The following is a 19056-nucleotide window of genomic DNA, read 5'->3' as shown; positions in this document are numbered from 1 at the left end:
GCCCCAATTACCCCTATTAGTCATACTGGGCGTGGCACGATCGGCCTCATGCCGTGCCTGCCGTGCATCAGTCGTCTCGGTCGCGCCGCCTGCGCCGCCGCGCTCGCGGCGAGCACCGTGCTCGCCCTGCCCGCGCCGACGGCCGGCGCGGTGCCCGCCGCGTCGCCCGAGCAGCCGGTCAGCGCCCTGCTGACCCGCCTGCGGGCGCTCTACCGGCAGGCCGAGGAGGCCACCGACAGCTACACGGCCACCGGGAAGAAGCTCAAGAAGCAGCGCGCCGAGGCCGAGCGGCTCACCCGGGAGCTGTCCGACGCGCGGCTGGCGCTCGAGGAGGAGCGGGAGGCCGCGGGCCGGATCGCCCGGGAGCAGTACCGGGGCGCCCGGAGCTTCTCCCCCTGCCTGCAGTTCCTGCTCGGGGCCGACCCGCGCCAGGCCGTGGAGCGCGGCCACGCGATCGCGATCGCGGCCGAGCGCCGGGCGGGCACCGTGGAGCGGCTGCGGTCCGGCGAGCAGCGGGCCGCCGCCCTCGCCTCCCGGGCGCGCGACGCCCTCAACGCCCAGCAGACGCTCGCCGCCGCGCACAAGCGGCACCGCGACCGGGCGCGGCAGCAGCTCGGCGAGGTGGAGCGGCTGCTGGCCTCGGTGACCAGTGAGCAGCTCGCCGAGCTGCGGCGGCTCGAGCGGCGCGCGTAGCCGCCCATTGCCCTCACCCCACCACCCCCACCGCCGTCGCCTCCGCCACGAACGCCTCCGCCTTCGTCGCGTCGAAGAAGTAGTCCTCGAAGTCGGCGGGGTCGTCGTAGCCGTTGGCGAAGCGGTCCGCCACGTGCTGCAGGCCGCCCGCCGCCGCGATGAGGCTGCGGACGTGCCGGGCGGGTGAGCCGAGCATGGCGTTGGTCCACCGGGTGACGTGCCGGGCCGAGGCCCAGTACCGCTCGAAGGCCATCCGCATCCAGTCGGCGTCGAAGGGCTCGTCGCCGCGCTCGATGATCGAGGCGAGGTACGAGGCCGCGCACTTGGCGGCGGAGTTGGAGCCCTGGCCGGTGAGCGGGTCGTTGACGACGACGGCGTCGCCGACGCCCAGGGCCAGGCCGCCGGAGGGCAGCCGTCCGACGGGGTCGCGGACGGTGGGGGTGTAGCGGCCGGCCAGGGTGGCGTGGGCGTCGGTGAGTTCGACGGCGGTGGCGCGGCCGTACTCCCAGGGGGCGTACCGCTCGAGCAGCTCCAGGGTGCGGGCCAGGTGTTCGCCGGGGCCGTCGACGTGCTGGAAGACGTCGAGGGGGCCGCCGGGCATGCCTTCCCAGAAGAGGATGTCGGCGCGGCCGGAGGTGGTGAGGGTGGGGATGACCCACAGTTCGCCGGCGCCGGGGACGAGGTTGCAGCGGGCCGCGTCGTACTCCGGGTGTTCGGCGCGGGGGCCCAGGCCGTGGACGTAGGCGAGCGCGAGGGAGCGCTGCGGGGTGTCGTAGGGGAGCGGGCGGGGTCACGGGGGAAGAGGGACACCAGTTCGCCCTTGCCCGCCGCGACGAGCACGAGGTCGTAGCGGTGGGCGAGGAAGTCCAGGTCCGAGACGGTGGCGCAGTGGAGGACGATCCTGCCGCCGCGTTCGGCGAAGGTGTCCAGCCAGCCGGCCATCTTCACCCGCTGGTCGACGGACTGGGCGGGCCCCTCGAGCCGTCCCACCCAGTCGATCAGCCGCTGCACCCCGGGGACGCCGGGCAGGGTTCCGGCGACGGACAGGCCGAGGCCCTCGACGCGCGGGGCGAGGGCCTCCCAGAAGTTGAGGCCCAGCTCGCGCTCGTAGCGCAGCGCCGTGCGGAACATGATCTGGGTGGACATCACGCGCCCGGTGCGGATCTCCTCCGGTGTGCGGTTCGTCATCACGGTGACGTCGTAGCCCTTGGCCTGGAGGCCGAGGGCCAGCTGGAGTCCGGACTGGCCGGCTCCGACGATGAGGATCCGTCGCACGGTGTGTTCGCCTCCGATCGGGTGACTGAGCCGGGGTTACGCCGGGTTGACGCCGCGGGCGGCGCCCCGCGCGGCCGGAACGCCCGTGGCGCCCGGAACGCCCGGGACGCCCGGTGAGACGTCGAGGGCCCGGCCGACGAGGGTCAGCAGCGTCTCGACGACGCCGACCCGCCGCCGGGCGTCCATGATCAGGACGGGTACGTCCGGGGCCAGCGCCAGCGCCTCGCGCACCGCCCCCGCCTCGTGACGGGGGGTGCCCTCGAAGTGGTTGACGGCGACGACGTACGGCAGGCCTCCGCTCTCGAAGTAGTCGAGAGCGGGGAAGCAGTCGGCCAGGCGGCGGGTGTCGACCATCACGACCGCGCCGATGGCCCCGCGCACCAGGTCGTCCCACATGAACCAGAACCGTTTCTGGCCGGGCGTGCCGAAGAGGTAGAGCACCAGGTCGGCGTCGAGGGTGATCCGCCCGAAGTCCATGGCGACCGTGGTCGTGGCCTTGCCCGGGACGGCGTCCGGGTCGTCGACGCCCTCGCCGGCGGAGGTCATGACGGCCTCCGTCCGCAGCGGGGTGATCTCGGAGACCGAGCCGACGAACGTGGTCTTGCCGACGCCGAAGCCGCCCGCGATGACGATCTTCGTGGCGGCGGGGGCGCGGGAGAGGTCCGTCTGCCAGCTCGCGGCCCCCTCCTCCCCCGCCGGCGCGTCGGGGGACGGGTCAGAGTCTGCGTAGTCCACTGAGCACCCTTTCCAGCAGCGCGCGGTCCGGCCGGCCGGGGGTGTGGCCGGAGCCGTAGACGCGGATCCTTCCCTGGTCCGCCAGGTCGGCGATGAGCACCCGTACGACGCCCAGCGGCATCTTCAGCAGCGCGGCGACCTCGGCGACCGAGCGCAGCCGGCGGCACAGCCCGAGGATGGCGCGGGCCTCGGGCAGGACCCGGGAGGCCAGCCCGCCGGGCCCGGGCGCGGGCACGTCCGGCCCGGGCCCGGCGGCCCGGGGCGCGGCCGGGGCGCCCACGAAGGTCTCGACGAGCAGGACGTGCCCGAAGCGGGTCCGGCCGCCGGTGAGCGAGTACGGGCGGACGCGCGCGCTCCTGCGGACCGCCGGGCCGCCGCCCCGCCGCGGGGCGGCGGCCCTGGCCTGCGCGGGGACGCGCGCGGTGGCGGGCGGGGCGGGTGCGGCCGTGGTCATCCGACGGCCTCCACCGACTGCCGCAGCTCCCGGCGGAGTTCGGGGGTCAGGACGTGTCCGGCCCGGCCCACGAAGAGCGCCATGTGGTAGGCGACGACGCCCATGTCGCAGTCGGTCGCGGTGCGGACGCCGAGCAGGGAGCCGTCGCTGATGGTCATGACGAACAGTCCACCGCCGTCCATCGCGACCATGGTCTGCTTGACGGCTCCGCCGTCCATCAGGGCCGCCGCGCCCGTGGTCAGGCTGCCCAGCCCGGCGACGATGGTGGCGAGGTCGGCGGAGGAGCCGCGCGGGCCGGAAGCGCCTCTGCCGGCCGGGGCCCCGGGGGGCGGTGGCGGCGCCGGGTGTTCGGCGGTGGAGGAGAGCAGCAGCAGGCCGTCGGAGGAGACCACGGCGACGGACAGCACGCCCGGCACCTCCTCGACCAGGTCCGCCAGCAGCCAGCGCAGGTTGCGCGCCTCGTCGCTCAACCCGAAGGCAGTGACTTCAGTGGTGCGCGTGGGGGTTACTGGCGTCGCCCCCTGGGAATATGCAGTCAACCGCGTGCCTCCTCGACAGTGCCGCCCTCGTCCGGCGCCCCCGCTCGGTTTCGATCAGTACCACGATCACGCTCCGCCAACTCCGCCTCGGCGTCCCGGCGTCCGTCCCGCGCACCCTGCTGGAAGCCGGCGAGCTTGCGCCGCAGAGCGTCGGCGTCCACGCCCGGCCGCACGCTCAGCGGCACGGGGTTACGGGCCACGACCCTGGGCGTCCGCTTGGGCAGCGCCGGTCCCGCGGGCTGCCCGGGCCCCGGATCGCCGGGGCCGTCCGGGGCGGGCTCGGGGCGGGGCCGGGGGCGCAGCGGCTCGGGGCGCGGGGCCTGGGCGTACGACGGCTGCGCGTAAGGCGTCTGGGCGTGGGGCGTCTGGGCATGGGAGCCCGCCGGGTGCCCGGACGGAGCGTGCGCGGTGCGCGCCGACGTCTGCGCCGGCTGCGACGCCTGGGCGTACGGGGACGGCCGGGGCGTACGGTCGTACGAGGCCGGGTGCGAGGTGGGGTGCGAGACCGGATGCGCGCCCTGCCCGTGCGCCCCCTGCCCCCTCCAGCCCCTCCCGCTCCCCCGGCCTCCACGGGCCCCGGGGCGTAGACCCCGTACTCCCCGTACGCCTCGTACGACGCGTGCGGCCGGGATGTCGGCCGGGCCGTCGGCCGGGCCGCCGCCTGGGGCGGCACCGCCGCCGCGCGGGCGTGGCGGCCCGGGGCCGGGCCGTCGTCCGCGACGGGGGGCTGTCCGGCCGCCGGGCCGGGCATCTGCCAGGCCGGGCCGGGGATCGACCGCACGGTGGTGAGCTGGATGGTCTGTTCATCCTGCTCGACCCAGGGCCCGGAGCGCCGCTGGCCCGGCAGGCCGGTGTGCTGCGGACGGCCGGGAAGCGTATGGGAGTTGGCCTCGGCGACCGCGCCCGGCAGGTCGGAGTGCGGTGTGGTCCGCGCGCTGCCCGGGACCGGCGGCGCGGTGGCCGGGTCGGTGACGGACGGCGGCTCGGCGGGCAGCAGGTGGCCGGGCAGGACGACGACGGCGGTGATGCCGCCGGGCCGCTGCTCGCGCAGCTGGACCCGGACGCCGTGCCGGGCGGCGAGCCGGGCGACCACGTACAGGCCGAGCCCCATGACGGGCTCCTCCGTCCCGCCGCGGCCGGACCGCCCGAGGTCGGGGTCGGCCTCCGCCAGCAGGGCGTTGAGCTCGCCCAGCCGCTCGGGGGCCATGCCGATGCCCTCGTCCTGGACGGAGAGCATGACCTCGCCGTTCTCCAGCAGCCAGCCGCAGACCTGCACCTGCACGTCGGGGGGTGAGAAGGCGGTGGCGTTCTCCAGCAGCTCGGCCACCAGGTGGCTGATGTCGTCGGCGGCGAAGCCGACGAGCTGCGCCCGGGCGGGCAGGGAGTGGATGCGGACGCGTTCGTAGCGCTCGATCTCGCTGACGCCGGCCCGCAGGACGTCCAGCAGCGGGACGGGCCCGGCGTGCCCGCACTGCTGCTCGGCGCCCGCGAGGACGAGCAGGTTCTCGTTGTAGCGGCGCATCCGGGTGGCGAGGTGGTCGAGCTTGAAGAGGATCTCCAGGCGGTCGGGGTCCGCCTCGTGGGCCTCCATGGACTCGATGACGGTCAGCTGCCGTTCGACGAGGCCCAGCGTGCGCCGGGAGAGGCTGACGAAGGTGGAGTGCACCCGGCCGGACAGCCCGGCCATCCGCTCGTCGAGCTCCTGGAACCGGCCGCGCAGCGCGTCGCGTTCGTCGGCGAGGTCCTGCCGGGCCACGTCCAGGCGGTTGCGCTCGCCCTCGAGGAGGGCGATGCGCTCGCGCATGCGCACGACCGTGCCGTGCAGGACGTTGACGGAGCGGGCGATCTCGGCGAATTCGTCGTCGCGGCCCTGGAAGGAGACCGGTTCCTTGGTGACCGGGTCGGCGCACACCCGCCGGGCGCCGGTCCGCAGGGCGGCGAGCGGGCGGGTGATGGAGCGGGCGGACTGGACGCAGGTGCCGAGCACGAGCAGGAAGCAGAGCGCGGCGAGGGTGCCGCGCACCTCCAGGGCCGTCGCGTCGTGGTCGCGCAGGGCGGCCAGGCGGGCCATCTGCTCCGTGGCGAGGCCGGATTCGAGGCCGCGCAGGCGGTCGAGGCGGGCGGTGAGCCCGGCCCGTACGGGGCCGGGGTGCTCGATCTCGGCGGCGGCGGCCTGCGGCCTGGCGACGAGCCGGTCCAGCCGGGCCCGGGCGTCGGCGACCTGCGCTCCGGCGAGCGTACGGGCGTACTCGGCGCGCAGCGCGGCGGGGGCGAGCAGGCGGAACTCGTCGAGGGCGGCCCGCTCCCGCAGGGCGGCTCCCTGGGCGAGGGCGGTCAGTTGCGGCTGGGTGCCGCGGGCGGCGAGCGCGGCCAGGAGCAGGCCGCGGCCGGCGGAGGCCTCCTCGACGGCGCGGCCGAGCGCGGGCAGGGCCGTCGCGTCGTCGGACCGGGCGCGCGAGGGCAGCCGGTGGGCGAGGGAGGCGGCGCTGCCGTGCAGGGCCTGGATCACGGCGGTGTAGGCGGTGAAGACCGAGCGGGCGTCGGCGGAGCCGGTCAGGGCGCGGCGGCGCACCTCGGGCAGGGTGTCCAGCCGGCGCTGCAGGGACAGGGGCGCGGTGGTCCGGAACTCGTCGACCTGGCGGTCGACGCGGGCGCGGCGGTCCTCGGCGGCGCCGACGGGCTCGGGGGCGCCGCCGCGCCCGGCGGCCGCGTGCTCGGTCATGGCGTCGCGCTCGTCGGCCAGGGAATGGGCGAGCGCGACGGCACCGCTGCCGGACGTGGCGAGGGCGGCCAGGCGGCGGGAGTCGCCGAGGTCGCGTATGGCGTCGGCGATGCCGAACGCGCCCGCGCCCAGGGCCGTCAGGGAGACGACGGCGACGGAGGCGATGAGTCGGTTGCGTACGCGGGCGGTGCGCTCCGGCACCCCCGATGTCTGCTGTTCGCGCTGGCCGCCGCGAAGTCGCTTCTTCCGCACCGGTGCTCGCAATCTGCTGTCGTCCGTGTCCCACCCCTGGTGGCCCCTGGCTGGTGGCACCGACCGCATCCCCCCGGCAAGTGCCCACTCAGGTAAACAGCCCGGCGCGCCGGAAGGATGCGCGTCAACGGGTGGGGAAATTCGGGCATCCTGCACACTGGTCGCATGCGCATCGAACTGGCCACCCAGCCCGGGGATTCGCTTCGCCCGAACGAGGATTTCGTGTCGGTCGCCCTGCCCGCCTCGGGCCACGGCGGGGCGCTCGTGCTGCTCGACGGGGTGACGCCGCCGCCGGACGGCGGGACGGGGTGCATGCACGGCGTCCCGTGGTTCACGGCGCGGCTCGGCGGCGCGTTGCTCGAACTGGCCGTCTCACGGCCCGACATGACCCTGTCCGACTGCCTGTCGGCCGCCATCTCCCGTACCGCCGACGCCCATCGGGACGGCTGCGACCTCTCCCACCGGCGCACCCCGCAGGCCACGGTCGTCCTGGCGCGCTGGGACGCGACGACGGTGGAGCACCTGGTGCTGTCGGACTCCGTGCTGCTGATCGAGGCGCTGGACGGCACGGTACGGGCCGTGCTCGACGACCGGATCGCGCGCCTGGCGGCCGTGGGCCCGGTGACGGACCGCCTGCGCAACGCGGAGGGGGGCTTCTTCACGGCGGCCGCGGACCCGGCCGTGGCCGGCCGGGCGGTCACCGGCGCCACGCCTCGTACGGACGTACGGGCACTGGGCGCGCTCAGCGACGGCGCCGCCCGCTGGGTGGAGGTGTTCCGGGCGGGCGGCTGGCGGGAGTGCCTCTCGGTCCTGGCGAAGGAGGGGCCCGAGGCGCTCATCGAGCGGGTGCGCGAGGCGGAGCTCGCCGACCCGGACGGGCGGTCCTTCCGGCGCGGCAAGCCCCATGACGATGCGGCAGCCCTTTACGCTGAATTGTAATGAGATGCGCTCTTTGTCCGAATGTCGGACCCGTCACCGCGCCGCGGCTACGCCTCCGCCCGCTCGTTCAGCTGGTGGAGCAGCCGGGCCAGCTCGGCGATCTCGGTGCGGTCCCAGTCGGCGAGCTTGCTCATGTACAGCGTGCGCCGGGCGTCGCGCACCCGGGTGAAGCGGGCCCGGCCCTCGTCGGTGATCTGGACGAGGGAGGCCCGGCCGTCGGCCGGATCCGGCTCGCGGTCGACCAGCCCGAGGTCGTACAGGGCGCGCAGCTGACGGCTCATCGTGGCCTTGCCGACGCCGAAGTACGCGGCGAGGTCGGTGGCCCGCTGCTGGCCGGTCTCCTCCAGCCGGACGAGCAGGCCGTACGCCGCCGGCTCGAGGTCCGGGTGGACCTGGCGGGCCAGCTCGCCGGAGGAGGCCCGGGCGCGGCGGAGGAAGACCGACAGCTCCCGCTCCAGGGCGAGGAAGGCCCGGTCCACTCCCGTGCCGTCGCCCGGGCCCGGGCAGCCCCCCTCGCCGGACGGCGTCCTGCTCTCGTGCACGTGAGGCCCTCTCCTGCGTTACCGGCCACCGAAAGATGTCCGCGGCCGCGGCACGTCGCCGCGGCTGTGTCAGTATCGCCCACTCCCCCCACCCTGGTCTCGGAGGCAGCTCATGCCCGTGTACCGCTGCGGTCCGGGCCGCCGGACACCCCCCACCACCATGGCGGCCCACCTCGTCTCCCTGCTGGCCGCGCTCGCCCTGGTCGTCACCCTCCCGTCCGCCACGGCGGCGTCCAGCGAAGGACGCCCCGCCCACCCCGACCGGGACTGGATGGGCTCCACCCTCCGCGACCACGAGAGCGCGCCCGCACTCCCCGACAACTCCGCGCTCGCCCATGTCGAGGGCGTCGACGTCAGCAGCCACAACGCCAACGTCTCCTGGTCGAAGCTCTGGGACAGCGGGGCCCGGTTCGCCTACGTCAAGGCCAGCGAGGGCACCGGCTACACCAACCCCTACTTCTCTCAGCAGTACAAGGGCGCGTACCGGGAGGGCATGATCCGCGGCGCGTACCACTTCGCGCTCCCGGACACCTCCAGCGGCGCCGCGCAGGCCGACTACTTCACCGACCACGGCGGCGGCTGGTCGAGTGACGGCAGGACGCTGCCGGGGGTGCTCGACATGGAGTACAACCCCTACGGCAGTCAGTGCTACGGCATGTCCACCGGCCGCATGATCGACTGGATCGAGGACTTCTTCGACACCTACCGCGAGCGCACCGGGCGCGACGCGGTGCTGTACACCTCCACCACGTGGTGGAAGAAGTGCACCGGCAACCACAACGGATTCGGCGGCTGGAACCCGCTGTGGATGCCGCGCTACGGCTCCGCCTCCGGCGAGCTCCCGGCCGGCTGGGGCTTCTACACCTTCTGGCAGTACACCGACTCCGGACCGACCGTCGGCGACCACAACCGCTTCAACGGCACGCTCAGCCGCCTGAAGACGCTCGCCTACGGCTGACGCCCGCGCGCCGGCACGGCGAGGAGGCGAATACGAGCCGGGCCCCCGGCGCCATCGGCGCCGGGGGCCCGGCCGTGTTCAGCGGTACTTCCGGCCGCGGGGGCTAGCCGCAGTTGCCCGCCGGGCGGGTGCGGGTGACCAGGTCGGTGTAGCCGGTGGTGCCGTCCAGCCACACCACCTGCTTGCCGCCCGCCGCCGCGGCGGCGGCCTGCTCACCACGGTTGCAGGAGACCCGCGCCCGGGCCCCGCCGTCCACGCCGAACTGCCACAGCTTGGCCATCGACTCGTTGCGGTAGCGGACGTCCGGCAGCTGGGCCGTCACGGTCACCGCGGCCTCGGAGGCGGTCAGGTCGGACGCGTACAGCGCGTCGTCCCCCTTCTCCTTGCTGAGGTCCACCACGCCCGTACCGTCGACGTTCGCCCGCCGGACCGCCGTCTGGCCCTGGTCGACGACCTCGTCGGCCAGCCAGTACACGTGCTTGCCGGTGACGGCCGTCTGGCCGATGGTCTGCGGGGTGCCCAGCTGCGGCATCAGCGTGCGCCCGCCGCTCGCCAGGTCCAGCACCTCGACGCCCATACGGTACGAGTCGCCCTCCGGGTACGCCTTGGCGTACGCGATGCGCCCGCCGCCGATGGACGGCACGGCCGACCCCACGTCGGCCTTGCGCCCGTCCACCCAGGTGGGCTCCTTGTCACCCGTGCGCAGGTACCCCGCGTGCCGGGCGCCGAAGCTGTCCATCGTCTCGAAGGTCACCACCGCGCCCTCGACCCGCACGCCGCGCACCAGGTCGGTGGTGACGTACAGCTTCTTGACGGGACCGCCCGCGAGCGGCCGGGACAGGACCTCCACGCCCGCCGGCCCGTACGCCTCCCACACCACGCTCTTGCCGTCGGTCGCCGGGTTCACATGGAAGCGGCCGTCGTTGGGGCTCATCAGCTTCGGCGAGCCCTTGCCGTCCGTACGCCCGGCCCAGACCGAGTAGGCCTCGGTGCCGTCGTCGTTGGACTTCGACGCGGACCACCAGCCGCCGCCCGCGCCGACCGTCGTGTCGGCGGTGTTGAGCCGGCCGAAGAGACGGTCGGTGTCGACGCCGAGGGCCTCCTCCCAGTTCGGGACGATGCCGTGGGCGTTGAACGACCGCTTGACGACGTTCATGTCCTTCGCCGAGATCTTGAGGGCCTTGGCGGCGGAAAGGACGGCGTTACGGCCCTCGGTGAAGCCGTCGAGCGGCGTCATGTACTCCGACAGCGCCTTGTAGGCGATCTTGTCGGCGAGGGTGCGGCCCAGGTCCTCGCGGATGTCCCACAGGGCGCCCGAGAAGATCGTGGAGTTGAGGTGCACGCCGCCGTTGTCGTTGGCGAAGCTCACGCCCAGGAAGTTCTTGGACGTCGTCGCGCCGTCGTTGAGGTCGCGGAGGGCGCACTGACGCGGGGACTTGGTGCGGCACAGGTCGCCGCCGAGCAGGCCCGCGTCGGGGTGGTCCATGGCCATGCCGGCCGCGTCCACGGCGATGGCGTTGCCGAAGTAGTCGGCGATCGCCTCGTTGAGCGCGCCGGACTGGCCGGCGTAGACCAGGCCCGCGGTGTTCTCCACCACGCCGTGCGTCATCTCGTGGCCGACGACGTCGAGGTCGGCCGAGAGCGTCTTGTACTCCTTGTCGCCCGAGCCGTACACCATCTTGGTGCCGTCCCAGAAGGCGTTGACGTACGGCATGCCGAAGAAGGTGACGCCGACGAGGGAGTTGATCGTCATGCCCCGGCCGTCGAGACTGTCCCGGCCGTGGACCTTCTTGTAGTAGTCGTAGACCTTGCCGGCCGCCCAGTGCGCGTCGACCGCGCCCGCCTCGGTGGCCTCCTTGGGGAACTGCGGGCTCTTGGAGCCGAACTCCTTGATGCCCTCGGGCCAGCGGCCGGACGCCTCGTTGGCGTCCTTCTCGTGGGCGTCCCAGGTGGCGATCAGGTTCTTGCTGGAGTCCCACATGCGCGCGTGGTCACGCATGAGGTACTCGCCGCGCGCGGTGTCGAAGTACAGGCCCAGCTCGACGGTGCTGCCGTCGAGCTTGACGCCGGACCCCGCGACGCCCGGGTGGCGCCCGGCCTCCTCGGGGGCCTTGCCCGCACCCGCCTTGCCCTCGCTCGCGCCCGCCGCGGGGGCCGCCGCCGACGCGCCGAAGGTCTTGATGGCGCTGTACTGCAGCACCGGGTAGCCGGCCTTGGCGTCGATGTAGACCTCGCGCAGCACCGGCTCGCCCGAGGCCGGGTCGGTGCCGCGTACGGTCACGTGGTGGGCCAGCACGCCGGCGCCCTTGGGCAGCACGACCAGGCCGCGCGCCGTGCCGGTCAGGCGCGGCGCCGCCTTGAGGCCGCGCTGCGCGGCGACGGCGCTCTTGTCCAGCTTCTTCCCGCCGATCCGGGCGAGCGTCGCGTTCACGGCCCGCTGGACGGCCAGCTCCTCGCCGACCTCGGCCTTGGTGTCGGCCTTGAGAGCGGTGAAGTACTTGCCGGACGTGCCGGTGACGACGCGCTTGCCGTCCTTCTTCTCCATCCGCACGACGTACTGCCCGCCGAGGACGTCGATCCCCCGGTGCTTCTGCTGCAGCCTGACCGTCTCGGACGCCCCGGTCGTGAGCGTCTGGACGGGCTTGAGGTCGCGGCCCGGGTCGGCGATGCGGTAGCGGCTCTTCTTGTCGGCGAGGTGCCCGCGCGCCGCGTCGGCCGCGCTGCCGGTGGACTTCACACCCTCCCGGATGCCGTCCACCAGCGACGGGGTGGAGGTGCCCGTCCCCGGTATCACCTCGGCGGGGTCCGAACCGGCCGGGGCCGCGAGGGCCTGGCCGGGCACCGCCGAGACGACGAGGGCGGCAGCGCCCAACAGCGCTGCCGCCCCCGCTATCCCGCTTTTCGTAGCCGGTCTTCCTGAACGTGCTCTGGGCTTACGCAAGGATTCCCCCTCCGTACGTGCCGGAACGCCGGAACATCTGTGGTCGGGGGACATGCAATCGGTGTGGCGAAGAGAGATCAATGGGTCGTCAGTGTCGATGGGTCACTTTCGGCCGTGCCCACGCGGCGCGTCGTGATGGCGTTCCTGCGCACGCGGGCACGGTCGTTTCCCCTCCGGTTCAGCCGCAGTTGCCCGCCGGACGGCCGCGGGTCACCAGGTCGGTGTAGCCGGTGGTGCCGTCGATCCACACCACCTGCCTGCCGCCCGCCGCCGCGGCGGCGGCCTGCTCACCGCGGTTGCAGGAGACGCGGCCCGAGCGCGTGCCGTCCGCCGAGAGCTGCCAGAGCTTGGAGAGCGTCTCGTTGCGGTACTGCGTGTCCGGGGTGGCGGCGGTGACCGTCACCGCCTCGTCCGAGGCGGTCAGGGTGACGGCGTGGAGGGCGTCGGCGCCCTGCTCCTTGCTGACGTCCACCGTGCCCGTACCGTCGAGGTTCGCCCGCCGGACGCCCCGCTGGCCCTGGTCGTCGACCTCGTCGACCAGCCAGAAGACGTGCTTGCCGGTGACGCCGGTCTGCCCCACGGAGTGCCTGCCGGGGGCCTGGACGACCGTGGTCTTCCCGGTGGCGGTGTCGAGGACCTCGACGGAGTACGTGTATCCCCTGGTGGGGCGCGCGTGGTACGTGCGCTGGGCGTAGGCGATCCGCCCGCCGCTGATCGACTGCAGCGACGTCGCGTCCCGGGTGCTGCGGTGGCCCACCGGGGTCGGCTCCGCGTCACCGGGGCGCAGGTACATCACCTGCAGGCCGACGGACGCGCGCGGGGACTCCGCCCACACCACGACCTTGCCCTCGACCTTCAGCCCGCGCATCCCCCGCCGGTTGGACCACAGCTTCTTGACCGGTCCGCCCGCCAGCGGCCGCGACAGCAGCTCCACGTTCCCCGGCCCGTAGGCCTCCCACACCACCGTCTTGCCGTCGGTGGCCGGGTTGACGTGGTAGCGGCCGTCGTTGGGGCTGATCAGCTTCTGGGCGCCGCCGCCGGCCACCTTGCCGGCCCACACGGAGTACGCCTCGCCACCGCTGTCGTCGGACTTGGACGCCGCCCACCAGCCGCCGCCCGCGCCGACCGTCGTGTTGGAGGTGTTCAGCCGCCCCAGCAGCTGGTCGGAGTCCACTCCCATGGCCTGCTCCCAGTTGGGGACGATGCCGTGGGCGTTGAAGGCACGGGTGACCGCGTTCCGGTCCTTGGCCGGGACCTTGAGGGCCTTGGCGGCGGCGATGACCGCGTTGCGGCCCTCGGTGAAGCCGTCGAGCGGCGTCATGTACTCGGTGAGCGCCTTGTAGACGATCCGGTCCGCCAGCGCCCGGTCGACGTCCTTGCGGATGTCCCACAGCGCGCCCGAGAAGATCGTGGAGTTGAGGTGCACGCCGCCGTTGTCGGTCGCGAAGCTCACACCGAGGAAGGACTTGGAGGTCGTCCGGCCGTCGTTGAGGTCGCGGATGGCGCATTCGCGCGGGGTCTTGGTACGGCACAGCCGCTCGCCGAGCAGCCCGGAGTCTGGGCTGTCCATGGAGGTGCCGTACGCGTCCGTCTTGATGGCGTTGCCGAAGTAGTCGGCGACCGCCTCGTTCATGGCGCCGGACTGTCCGGCGTAGACGAGGTTCGCGGTGTTCTCCACGACCCCGTGCGTCATCTCGTGACCGACCACGTCGAGGCCGGCGGAGAGGGTGCGGTACTCCTTGTCGCCCGAGCCGTAGACCATCTTGGTGCCGTCCCAGAAGGCGTTGACGTACGGCATGCCGAAGTAGGTGACGCCGACGAGGGAGTTGATGGTCATGCCCCGGCCGTCGAGGCTGTCACGGCCGTGCGCCTGCTTGTAGTAGTCGTAGACCTTGCCGGCGGCCCAGTGCGCGTCCACCGCGCCCGCCTCGGTGAACTCCTGGGAGAACTGCGGGCCCTTCGAGCCGAACTCCTTGATGCCCTCGGGCCAGCGGCCTGACGTCTCGCTCACGTCCTTGCCGCGCGCGTCCCAGGTCGAGAGGACGTTCTTGCTGCTGCCGCGCATGCGGGACTGGTCCCGCATGAGGTACTCCTTGCTCCCGTCGTCCTGCGTGAGCTGCAGCTCGACCGTGGTGCCGTCGTACGTGACCCCCGAGCCCCTGACCCCCGGGGCGTCGGCGGCCGCCTTGGCGCGCGGGGCCTGCGCCGCGCCACCGCTCGCGGCGGCCGGGGCGCCGAATGTCCTGATGCCGCTGTACTGCAGCACCGGGTAGCCGGCCTTGGCGTCGACGTACACCTCGCGCAGCACCGGCTGCCCGCCGGCCCGGTCCGTGCCGCGCACCGTGACGTGGTGGGCCAGCACGCCGGCGCCCTTGGGCACGATGACGAGCCCGCGCGCGGTGCCGGTCAGCGACGGCGACCCCTCGTCGCCCCCGCCGAAGCCGTCGTCGCGCCCCAACTGCGCGAGCGTCGCGTCGACCGCCCGCTCGACGGCGGTCTCCTCGCTCACGTCGGCCTTGGTGTCGGCCTTGAGGGCGGTGAAGTACTTGCCGGAGGTGCCGGTGACGACGCGCTTGCCGTCCTTCTTCTCCATCCGGACCACGTACTGCCCGCCCAGGACGTCGATCCCCCGGTGCTTCTGCTGCAGCCGCACCGTCTCGGAGGAGCCGGCGCTCGTGGTCCGTAACGGCTTCAGGTCGCGGCCCGGATCGGCGATGCGGTAACGGTCCCGCTTGCCGGCGAGGTGCCCGCGCGCCGCGTCGGCCGCGCTGCCGGCGGCCGTCACCCCCTCCCGGATCCCGTCCACCAGCGCCGGCGTGGCGGTGCCCGTCCCCGGCACCACCTCGCCCGGACCGGGCGCCGGAGAGGCCGCGAGGGCCTGGCCGGGCAGGCCGGTCACGACAAGGGCGGCAGCGCCGACCAGCGCTGCCGCCCCTGCCTGTCTTCTCGAACGTGCTCTGTTTCCGCGCAAGTTGCCCCCTCCGTACGTACCGGCCGACGCCGGAACGAACCATGACAGGGGAACATGCAACCGGGGTGACGGAGGCGGTTCAATGGGTGCGAGGGAACTGCAAGGGCGGCTTCCGGCCGCTCCGGACGGGCCTACGGCCCGGGAACGCCACCGGCCCCCACCGCCGAAGCGGTGGGGGCCGGTGATGTGGTGCTACCGGATCATCCGAGGTCAGGCGTCGTAGACCTCGGCGACCAGGGCCTGCTGCTCGGCCTGGTGGCGCTTGGCGGAGCCGACGGCCGGGGAGGAGGAGTGCGGCCGGGAGATCCGGCGCAGTCGCTCACGGGCCGGGACGTCGGCGCCGACCGCCAGGTCCAGGTGGTCGATCAGGTTGAGCGCGATGAACGGCCACGCACCCTGGTTCGCCGGCTCCTCCTGCGCCCAGATGTACTTCTCGGCGTTGGGGAACTTGGCGATCTCGGCCTGGAGCTCGGCACCCGGCAGCGGGTAGAGGCGCTCGAGGCGGATGATGGCCGTGTCGGTCGCGCCGCGCTTGTCGCGCTCGGCGATGAGGTCGTAGTAGACCTTGCCGGCGCAGAAGACGACCTTGCGGACGTCCTCGGCCTTGACCTGGTCGTCACCGATCACCGGGCGGAAGCCGCCGGTGGTGAACTCCTCCACCTTCGACGCCGCGGCCTTCAGACGCAGCATCGACTTCGGAGTGAAGACGATCAGCGGCTTGTGGTGCGGGTTGTGGACCTGCCAGCGCAGCAGGTGGAAGTAGTTCGACGGCAGCGTCGGCATGGCGACCGTCATGTTGTTCTGCGCGCACAGCTGGAGGAAGCGCTCGACGCGGGCCGAGGAGTGGTCCGGGCCCTGGCCCTCGTAGCCGTGCGGCAGCAGCAGGGTGACGCCGGAGGTCTGGCCCCACTTCTGCTCGGAGGAGGAGATGAACTCGTCGACGATGCTCTGGGCGCCGTTGACGAAGTCACCGAACTGGGCCTCCCACATCACCAGCGCCTCGGGGCGGGCGAGCGAGTAGCCGTACTCGAAGCCCATCGCCGCGTACTCGCTGAGCAGCGAGTCGTAGACGTTGAAGCGGGCCTGGTCCTCGGAGAGGTAGAGCAGCGGGGTGAAGTCCTCGCCGGTCTCGCGGTCGACGAGCACCGCGTGGCGCTGGCCGAAGGTGCCGCGGCGGGAGTCCTGGCCGGCGAGCCGGACCGGGGTGCCCTCCATCAGCAGCGAGCCGAAGGCGAGGGTCTCGCCCGTGCCCCAGTCGATCGTGCCGTCCTCGACGCTGGAGGCGCGGCGCTGGAGCTGCGGCAGCAGGCGCGGGTGGACGGTGACGCCCTCCGGCAGGTTGACCTGGGACTCGGAGATCCGCTTGACGACCTCCTGGGAGATCGCGGTGTCCACCGCGACCGGGAAGCCGTCCAGCGGGGCCGGGGCGGCGGCCGGGGCCGGAGCCGTGTCGGCCTCGCGGACCTCGATGAAGACCTTCTCGAGCTGGCCCTGGTAGTCCTGCAGCGCCTGCTCGGCCTCTTCGAGGGTGATGTCGCCACGACCGATGAGGGACTCGGTGTACAGCTTGCGCACCGAGCGCTTCTTGTCGATCAGGTCGTACATCAGCGGCTGGGTGAAGCCCGGGTTGTCGGACTCGTTGTGGCCGCGGCGGCGGTAGCAGATCAGGTCGATGACGACGTCCTTGTTGAACGCCTGGCGGAACTCGAAGGCGAGCCGCGCGACGCGGACCACGGCCTCCGGGTCGTCACCGTTCACATGGAAGATCGGCGCCTCGATCATCCGGGCGACGTCGGTGCAGTACATCGACGAGCGCGAGGACTCCGGCGGCGCGGTGAAGCCGACCTGGTTGTTGATGACGATGTGCACGGTGCCGCCGGTGCGGTAGCCGCGCAGCTGCGACATGTTCAGGGTCTCGGCCACGACGCCCTGGCCCGCGAAGGCCGCGTCGCCGTGCAGCTGGATCGGCAGGACGGTGAAGTCCGTGCCGGCCTTGCCGATGATGTCCTGCTTGGCGCGGGCGATGCCCTCGACGACCGGGTCGACCGTCTCCAGGTGGGAGGGGTTGGCGGCCAGCGAGACGTTGATCTGCTCGCCGTCCAGGCCGGTGAAGACGCCCTCGGCACCCAGGTGGTACTTCACGTCGCCGGAGCCGTGCATCGACTTCGGGTCGAGGTTGCCCTCGAACTCGCGGAAGATCTGCGCGTAGGACTTGCCGACGATGTTGGCGAGGACGTTGAGGCGGCCACGGTGGGCCATGCCGATGACGGCCTCGTCCAGGCGGGCCTCGGCGGCCGCGTCCAGCACGGCGTCCAGCAGCGGGATGACGGACTCGCCGCCCTCCAGGGAGAACCGCTTCTGGCCGACGTACTTCGTCTGCAGGAACGTCTCGAACGCCTCGGCGGCGTTCAGGCGGCGCAGGATGCGCAGCTGCTCCTCGCGCTCCGGCTTGGAGTGCGGGCGCTCGACGCGGTCCTGGATCCACTTGCGCTGCTTGGGGTCCTGGATGTGCATGAACTCGATGCCGGTGGTGCGGCAGTACGAGTCGCGGAGCACGCCCAGGATGTCGCGCAGCTTCATCATCGACTTGCCGGCGAAGCCGCCGACCGCGAACTCGCGCTCGAGGTCCCACAGGGTGAGGCCGTGCTCGGTGATGTCGAGGTCGGGGTGCTTGCGCTGCTTGTACTCCAGCGGGTCGGTGTCGGCCATGACGTGGCCGCGGACCCGGTAGGAGTGAATCAGCTCGAAGACGCGGGCGGCCTTCGTGACGTCGTCGTCGTGCGAGGCGTCGATGTCCTTGAGCCAGCGGACCGGCTCGTAGGGGATGCGCAGCGCCTCGAAGATCTCGTCGTAGAAGCCGTTCTCGCCCAGCAGCAGCTGGTTCATGACCCGCAGGAACTCGCCGGAGGCGGCGCCCTGGATCACGCGGTGGTCGTACGTCGAGGTCAGGGTCATGACCTTGGAGATGCCCAGCTTGTTCAGGGCGTCCTGCGAGGTGCCCTGGAACTCGGCCGGGTAGTCCATGGCGCCCACGCCGATGATCAGGCCCTGGCCGGGCATCAGGCGCGGCACGGAGTGCACGGTGCCGATGCCGCCGGGGTTGGTGAGCGACGCGGTGACTCCGGTGAAGTCGTCCATCGTCAGCTTGCCGACCCGGGCGCGGCGGACGATGTCCTCGTACGCCTGCCAGAACTCGAAGAAGTTGAGCGTCTCGGCCTTCTTGATGGCCGCGACCACGAGCTGGCGGTCGCCGTTGGGCTTGACCAGGTCGATCGCCAGACCGAGGTTGACGTGCTCGGGCTTGACGAGGGTGGGCTTGCCGTCCTTCTCCGTGAAGGAGTAGTTCATCGACGGCATCAGCTTCAGCGCCTGCACCATGGCGAAGCCGATGAGGTGCGTGAAGGAGACCTTGCCACCGCGGGCACGCTGCAGGTGGTTGTTGATGACGATGCGGTTGTCGAACAGCAGCTTCACCGGGACCGCGCGGACGGACGTGGCCGTCGGCAGCTCCAGGGAGAGGTTCATGTTCTTGGCGACCGCGGCGGACGGACCGCGCAGGGTGACGAACTCCGGGCCGGCGGCCGGCTCGGTGGCCGGCTTCGCGGCCGCGGCCGGCTTGGCGACCGCGGGCTTCGCCACGGGGGCGGGCTTCGCGGGCGCGGCGGCCGGAGCCGGGGCGACAGGGGCCGGAGCGGCCGGGGCCGCGGGGGCCTGGGCAGCGGGGGCCGGCTGGGCCGGGGCGACGGGGGCCGGCGCCGGCGCGGCCGGCGTCACCGGGGCCCCGGCATCCGTCGGCGGCGCAGCCGCCGCCTGGCCCGGCTTGTAGTCGGCGAAGAAGTCCCACCAGGCTCGGTCGACCGAGTTCGGGTCCTGGAGGTACTGCTGGTAGATCTCGTCGACGAGCCACTCATTGGGACCGAACACGTCGGCAGGACTCTTGGCCTGCCCCGTTTGGTCGGTCGAGATGCTCGAGGTGTTGGGGGACTGTGGCGACACGGCGGCAACCGCCCTCTTCCGCTTCCTAAGGTGGTGGAC

General features: G+C 73.0%; 12 protein-coding genes and 1 pseudogene. 3 read left to right on the top strand and 10 right to left on the bottom strand.

Translation table 11 applies throughout. The features are described from left to right. Window positions 1–48: 48 nt before the first annotated feature. A complete protein-coding gene (locus J1792_RS20405; RefSeq protein WP_086573045.1) occupies window positions 49–693 on the top strand; it encodes a coiled-coil domain-containing protein in 645 nt (214 codons plus the stop codon). A 13-nt stretch (window positions 694–706) separates the two neighbouring features. Here the strand turns inward: J1792_RS20405 and J1792_RS20400 are convergent. From J1792_RS20400 to J1792_RS20375, 6 genes and pseudogenes are all read right to left on the bottom strand, one after another. Then, window positions 707–1968: pseudogene (locus J1792_RS20400) on the bottom strand (styrene monooxygenase/indole monooxygenase family protein). Between the two features lie 36 nt (window positions 1969–2004). Beyond that, the gene (locus J1792_RS20395; RefSeq protein ID WP_207247959.1) at window positions 2005–2703 is read right to left on the bottom strand and encodes a GTP-binding protein; all 699 of its coding nucleotides are present in this window, start codon (window positions 2701–2703) and stop codon (window positions 2005–2007) included. Continuing rightward, complete coding sequence (locus J1792_RS20390; protein ID WP_086573050.1) at window positions 2684–3157, bottom strand: DUF742 domain-containing protein; 474 nt, start codon at window positions 3155–3157, stop codon at window positions 2684–2686. Before J1792_RS20390 ends, J1792_RS20395 begins: the two co-directional genes overlap by 20 nt. Then, the gene (locus tag J1792_RS20385; RefSeq protein ID WP_086573051.1) at window positions 3154–3696 is read right to left on the bottom strand and encodes a roadblock/LC7 domain-containing protein; all 543 of its coding nucleotides are present in this window, start codon (window positions 3694–3696) and stop codon (window positions 3154–3156) included. Before J1792_RS20385 ends, J1792_RS20390 begins: the two co-directional genes overlap by 4 nt. After that, window positions 3693–3896 carry a hypothetical protein gene (locus J1792_RS20380; protein ID WP_207247958.1) on the bottom strand — a complete coding sequence of 68 codons (204 nt, stop codon included), beginning with the start codon at window positions 3894–3896 and terminating at the stop codon, window positions 3693–3695. Before J1792_RS20380 ends, J1792_RS20385 begins: the two co-directional genes overlap by 4 nt. Then, the gene (locus tag J1792_RS20375) at window positions 3872–6670 is read right to left on the bottom strand and encodes a nitrate- and nitrite sensing domain-containing protein (protein ID WP_207247957.1); all 2799 of its coding nucleotides are present in this window, start codon (window positions 6668–6670) and stop codon (window positions 3872–3874) included. Before J1792_RS20375 ends, J1792_RS20380 begins: the two co-directional genes overlap by 25 nt. 165 nt (window positions 6671–6835) lie before the next feature. On the opposite strand from J1792_RS20375, the gene J1792_RS20370 reads away from it, so the two are divergent. Next, window positions 6836–7609, top strand: a complete 774-nt coding sequence (locus J1792_RS20370) for a hypothetical protein (RefSeq protein ID WP_086571833.1) — start codon at window positions 6836–6838, stop codon at window positions 7607–7609. 47 nt (window positions 7610–7656) lie between these two features. Here J1792_RS20370 and J1792_RS20365 read toward each other — a convergent pair whose 3' ends face one another. Next, entirely contained in the window at window positions 7657–8151 is a 495-nt protein-coding gene (locus J1792_RS20365; RefSeq protein WP_086571831.1) for a MarR family winged helix-turn-helix transcriptional regulator, read from the bottom strand. A 112-nt stretch (window positions 8152–8263) separates the two neighbouring features. Between J1792_RS20365 and J1792_RS20360 the strand changes: the two genes are divergently transcribed. Continuing rightward, a complete protein-coding gene (locus J1792_RS20360) occupies window positions 8264–9109 on the top strand; it encodes a lysozyme (RefSeq protein WP_086571829.1) in 846 nt (281 codons plus the stop codon). 103 nt (window positions 9110–9212) lie between these two features. On the opposite strand, the gene J1792_RS20355 is transcribed toward J1792_RS20360, so the two are convergent. From J1792_RS20355 to J1792_RS20345, 3 genes are all read right to left on the bottom strand, one after another. Further along, the gene (locus J1792_RS20355; protein WP_207247956.1) at window positions 9213–12104 is read right to left on the bottom strand and encodes a M4 family metallopeptidase; all 2892 of its coding nucleotides are present in this window, start codon (window positions 12102–12104) and stop codon (window positions 9213–9215) included. A gap of 124 nt (window positions 12105–12228) precedes the next feature. Continuing rightward, the gene (locus J1792_RS20350) at window positions 12229–14949 is read right to left on the bottom strand and encodes a M4 family metallopeptidase (RefSeq protein ID WP_307843052.1); all 2721 of its coding nucleotides are present in this window, start codon (window positions 14947–14949) and stop codon (window positions 12229–12231) included. Between the two features lie 282 nt (window positions 14950–15231). Beyond that, complete coding sequence (locus tag J1792_RS20345; protein ID WP_207247954.1) at window positions 15232–19017, bottom strand: multifunctional oxoglutarate decarboxylase/oxoglutarate dehydrogenase thiamine pyrophosphate-binding subunit/dihydrolipoyllysine-residue succinyltransferase subunit; 3786 nt, start codon at window positions 19015–19017, stop codon at window positions 15232–15234. Window positions 19018–19056: the final 39 nt, after the last annotated feature.

Origin of the sequence: Streptomyces triculaminicus, from assembly GCF_017349075.1 — a bacterium.
GTDB classification, from domain to species: Bacteria; Actinomycetota; Actinomycetes; order Streptomycetales; family Streptomycetaceae; genus Streptomyces; species Streptomyces triculaminicus.
The sequence above is the reverse complement of the archived record's forward strand: the minus strand, read 5'-3'. Positions and strand labels throughout refer to the sequence as shown.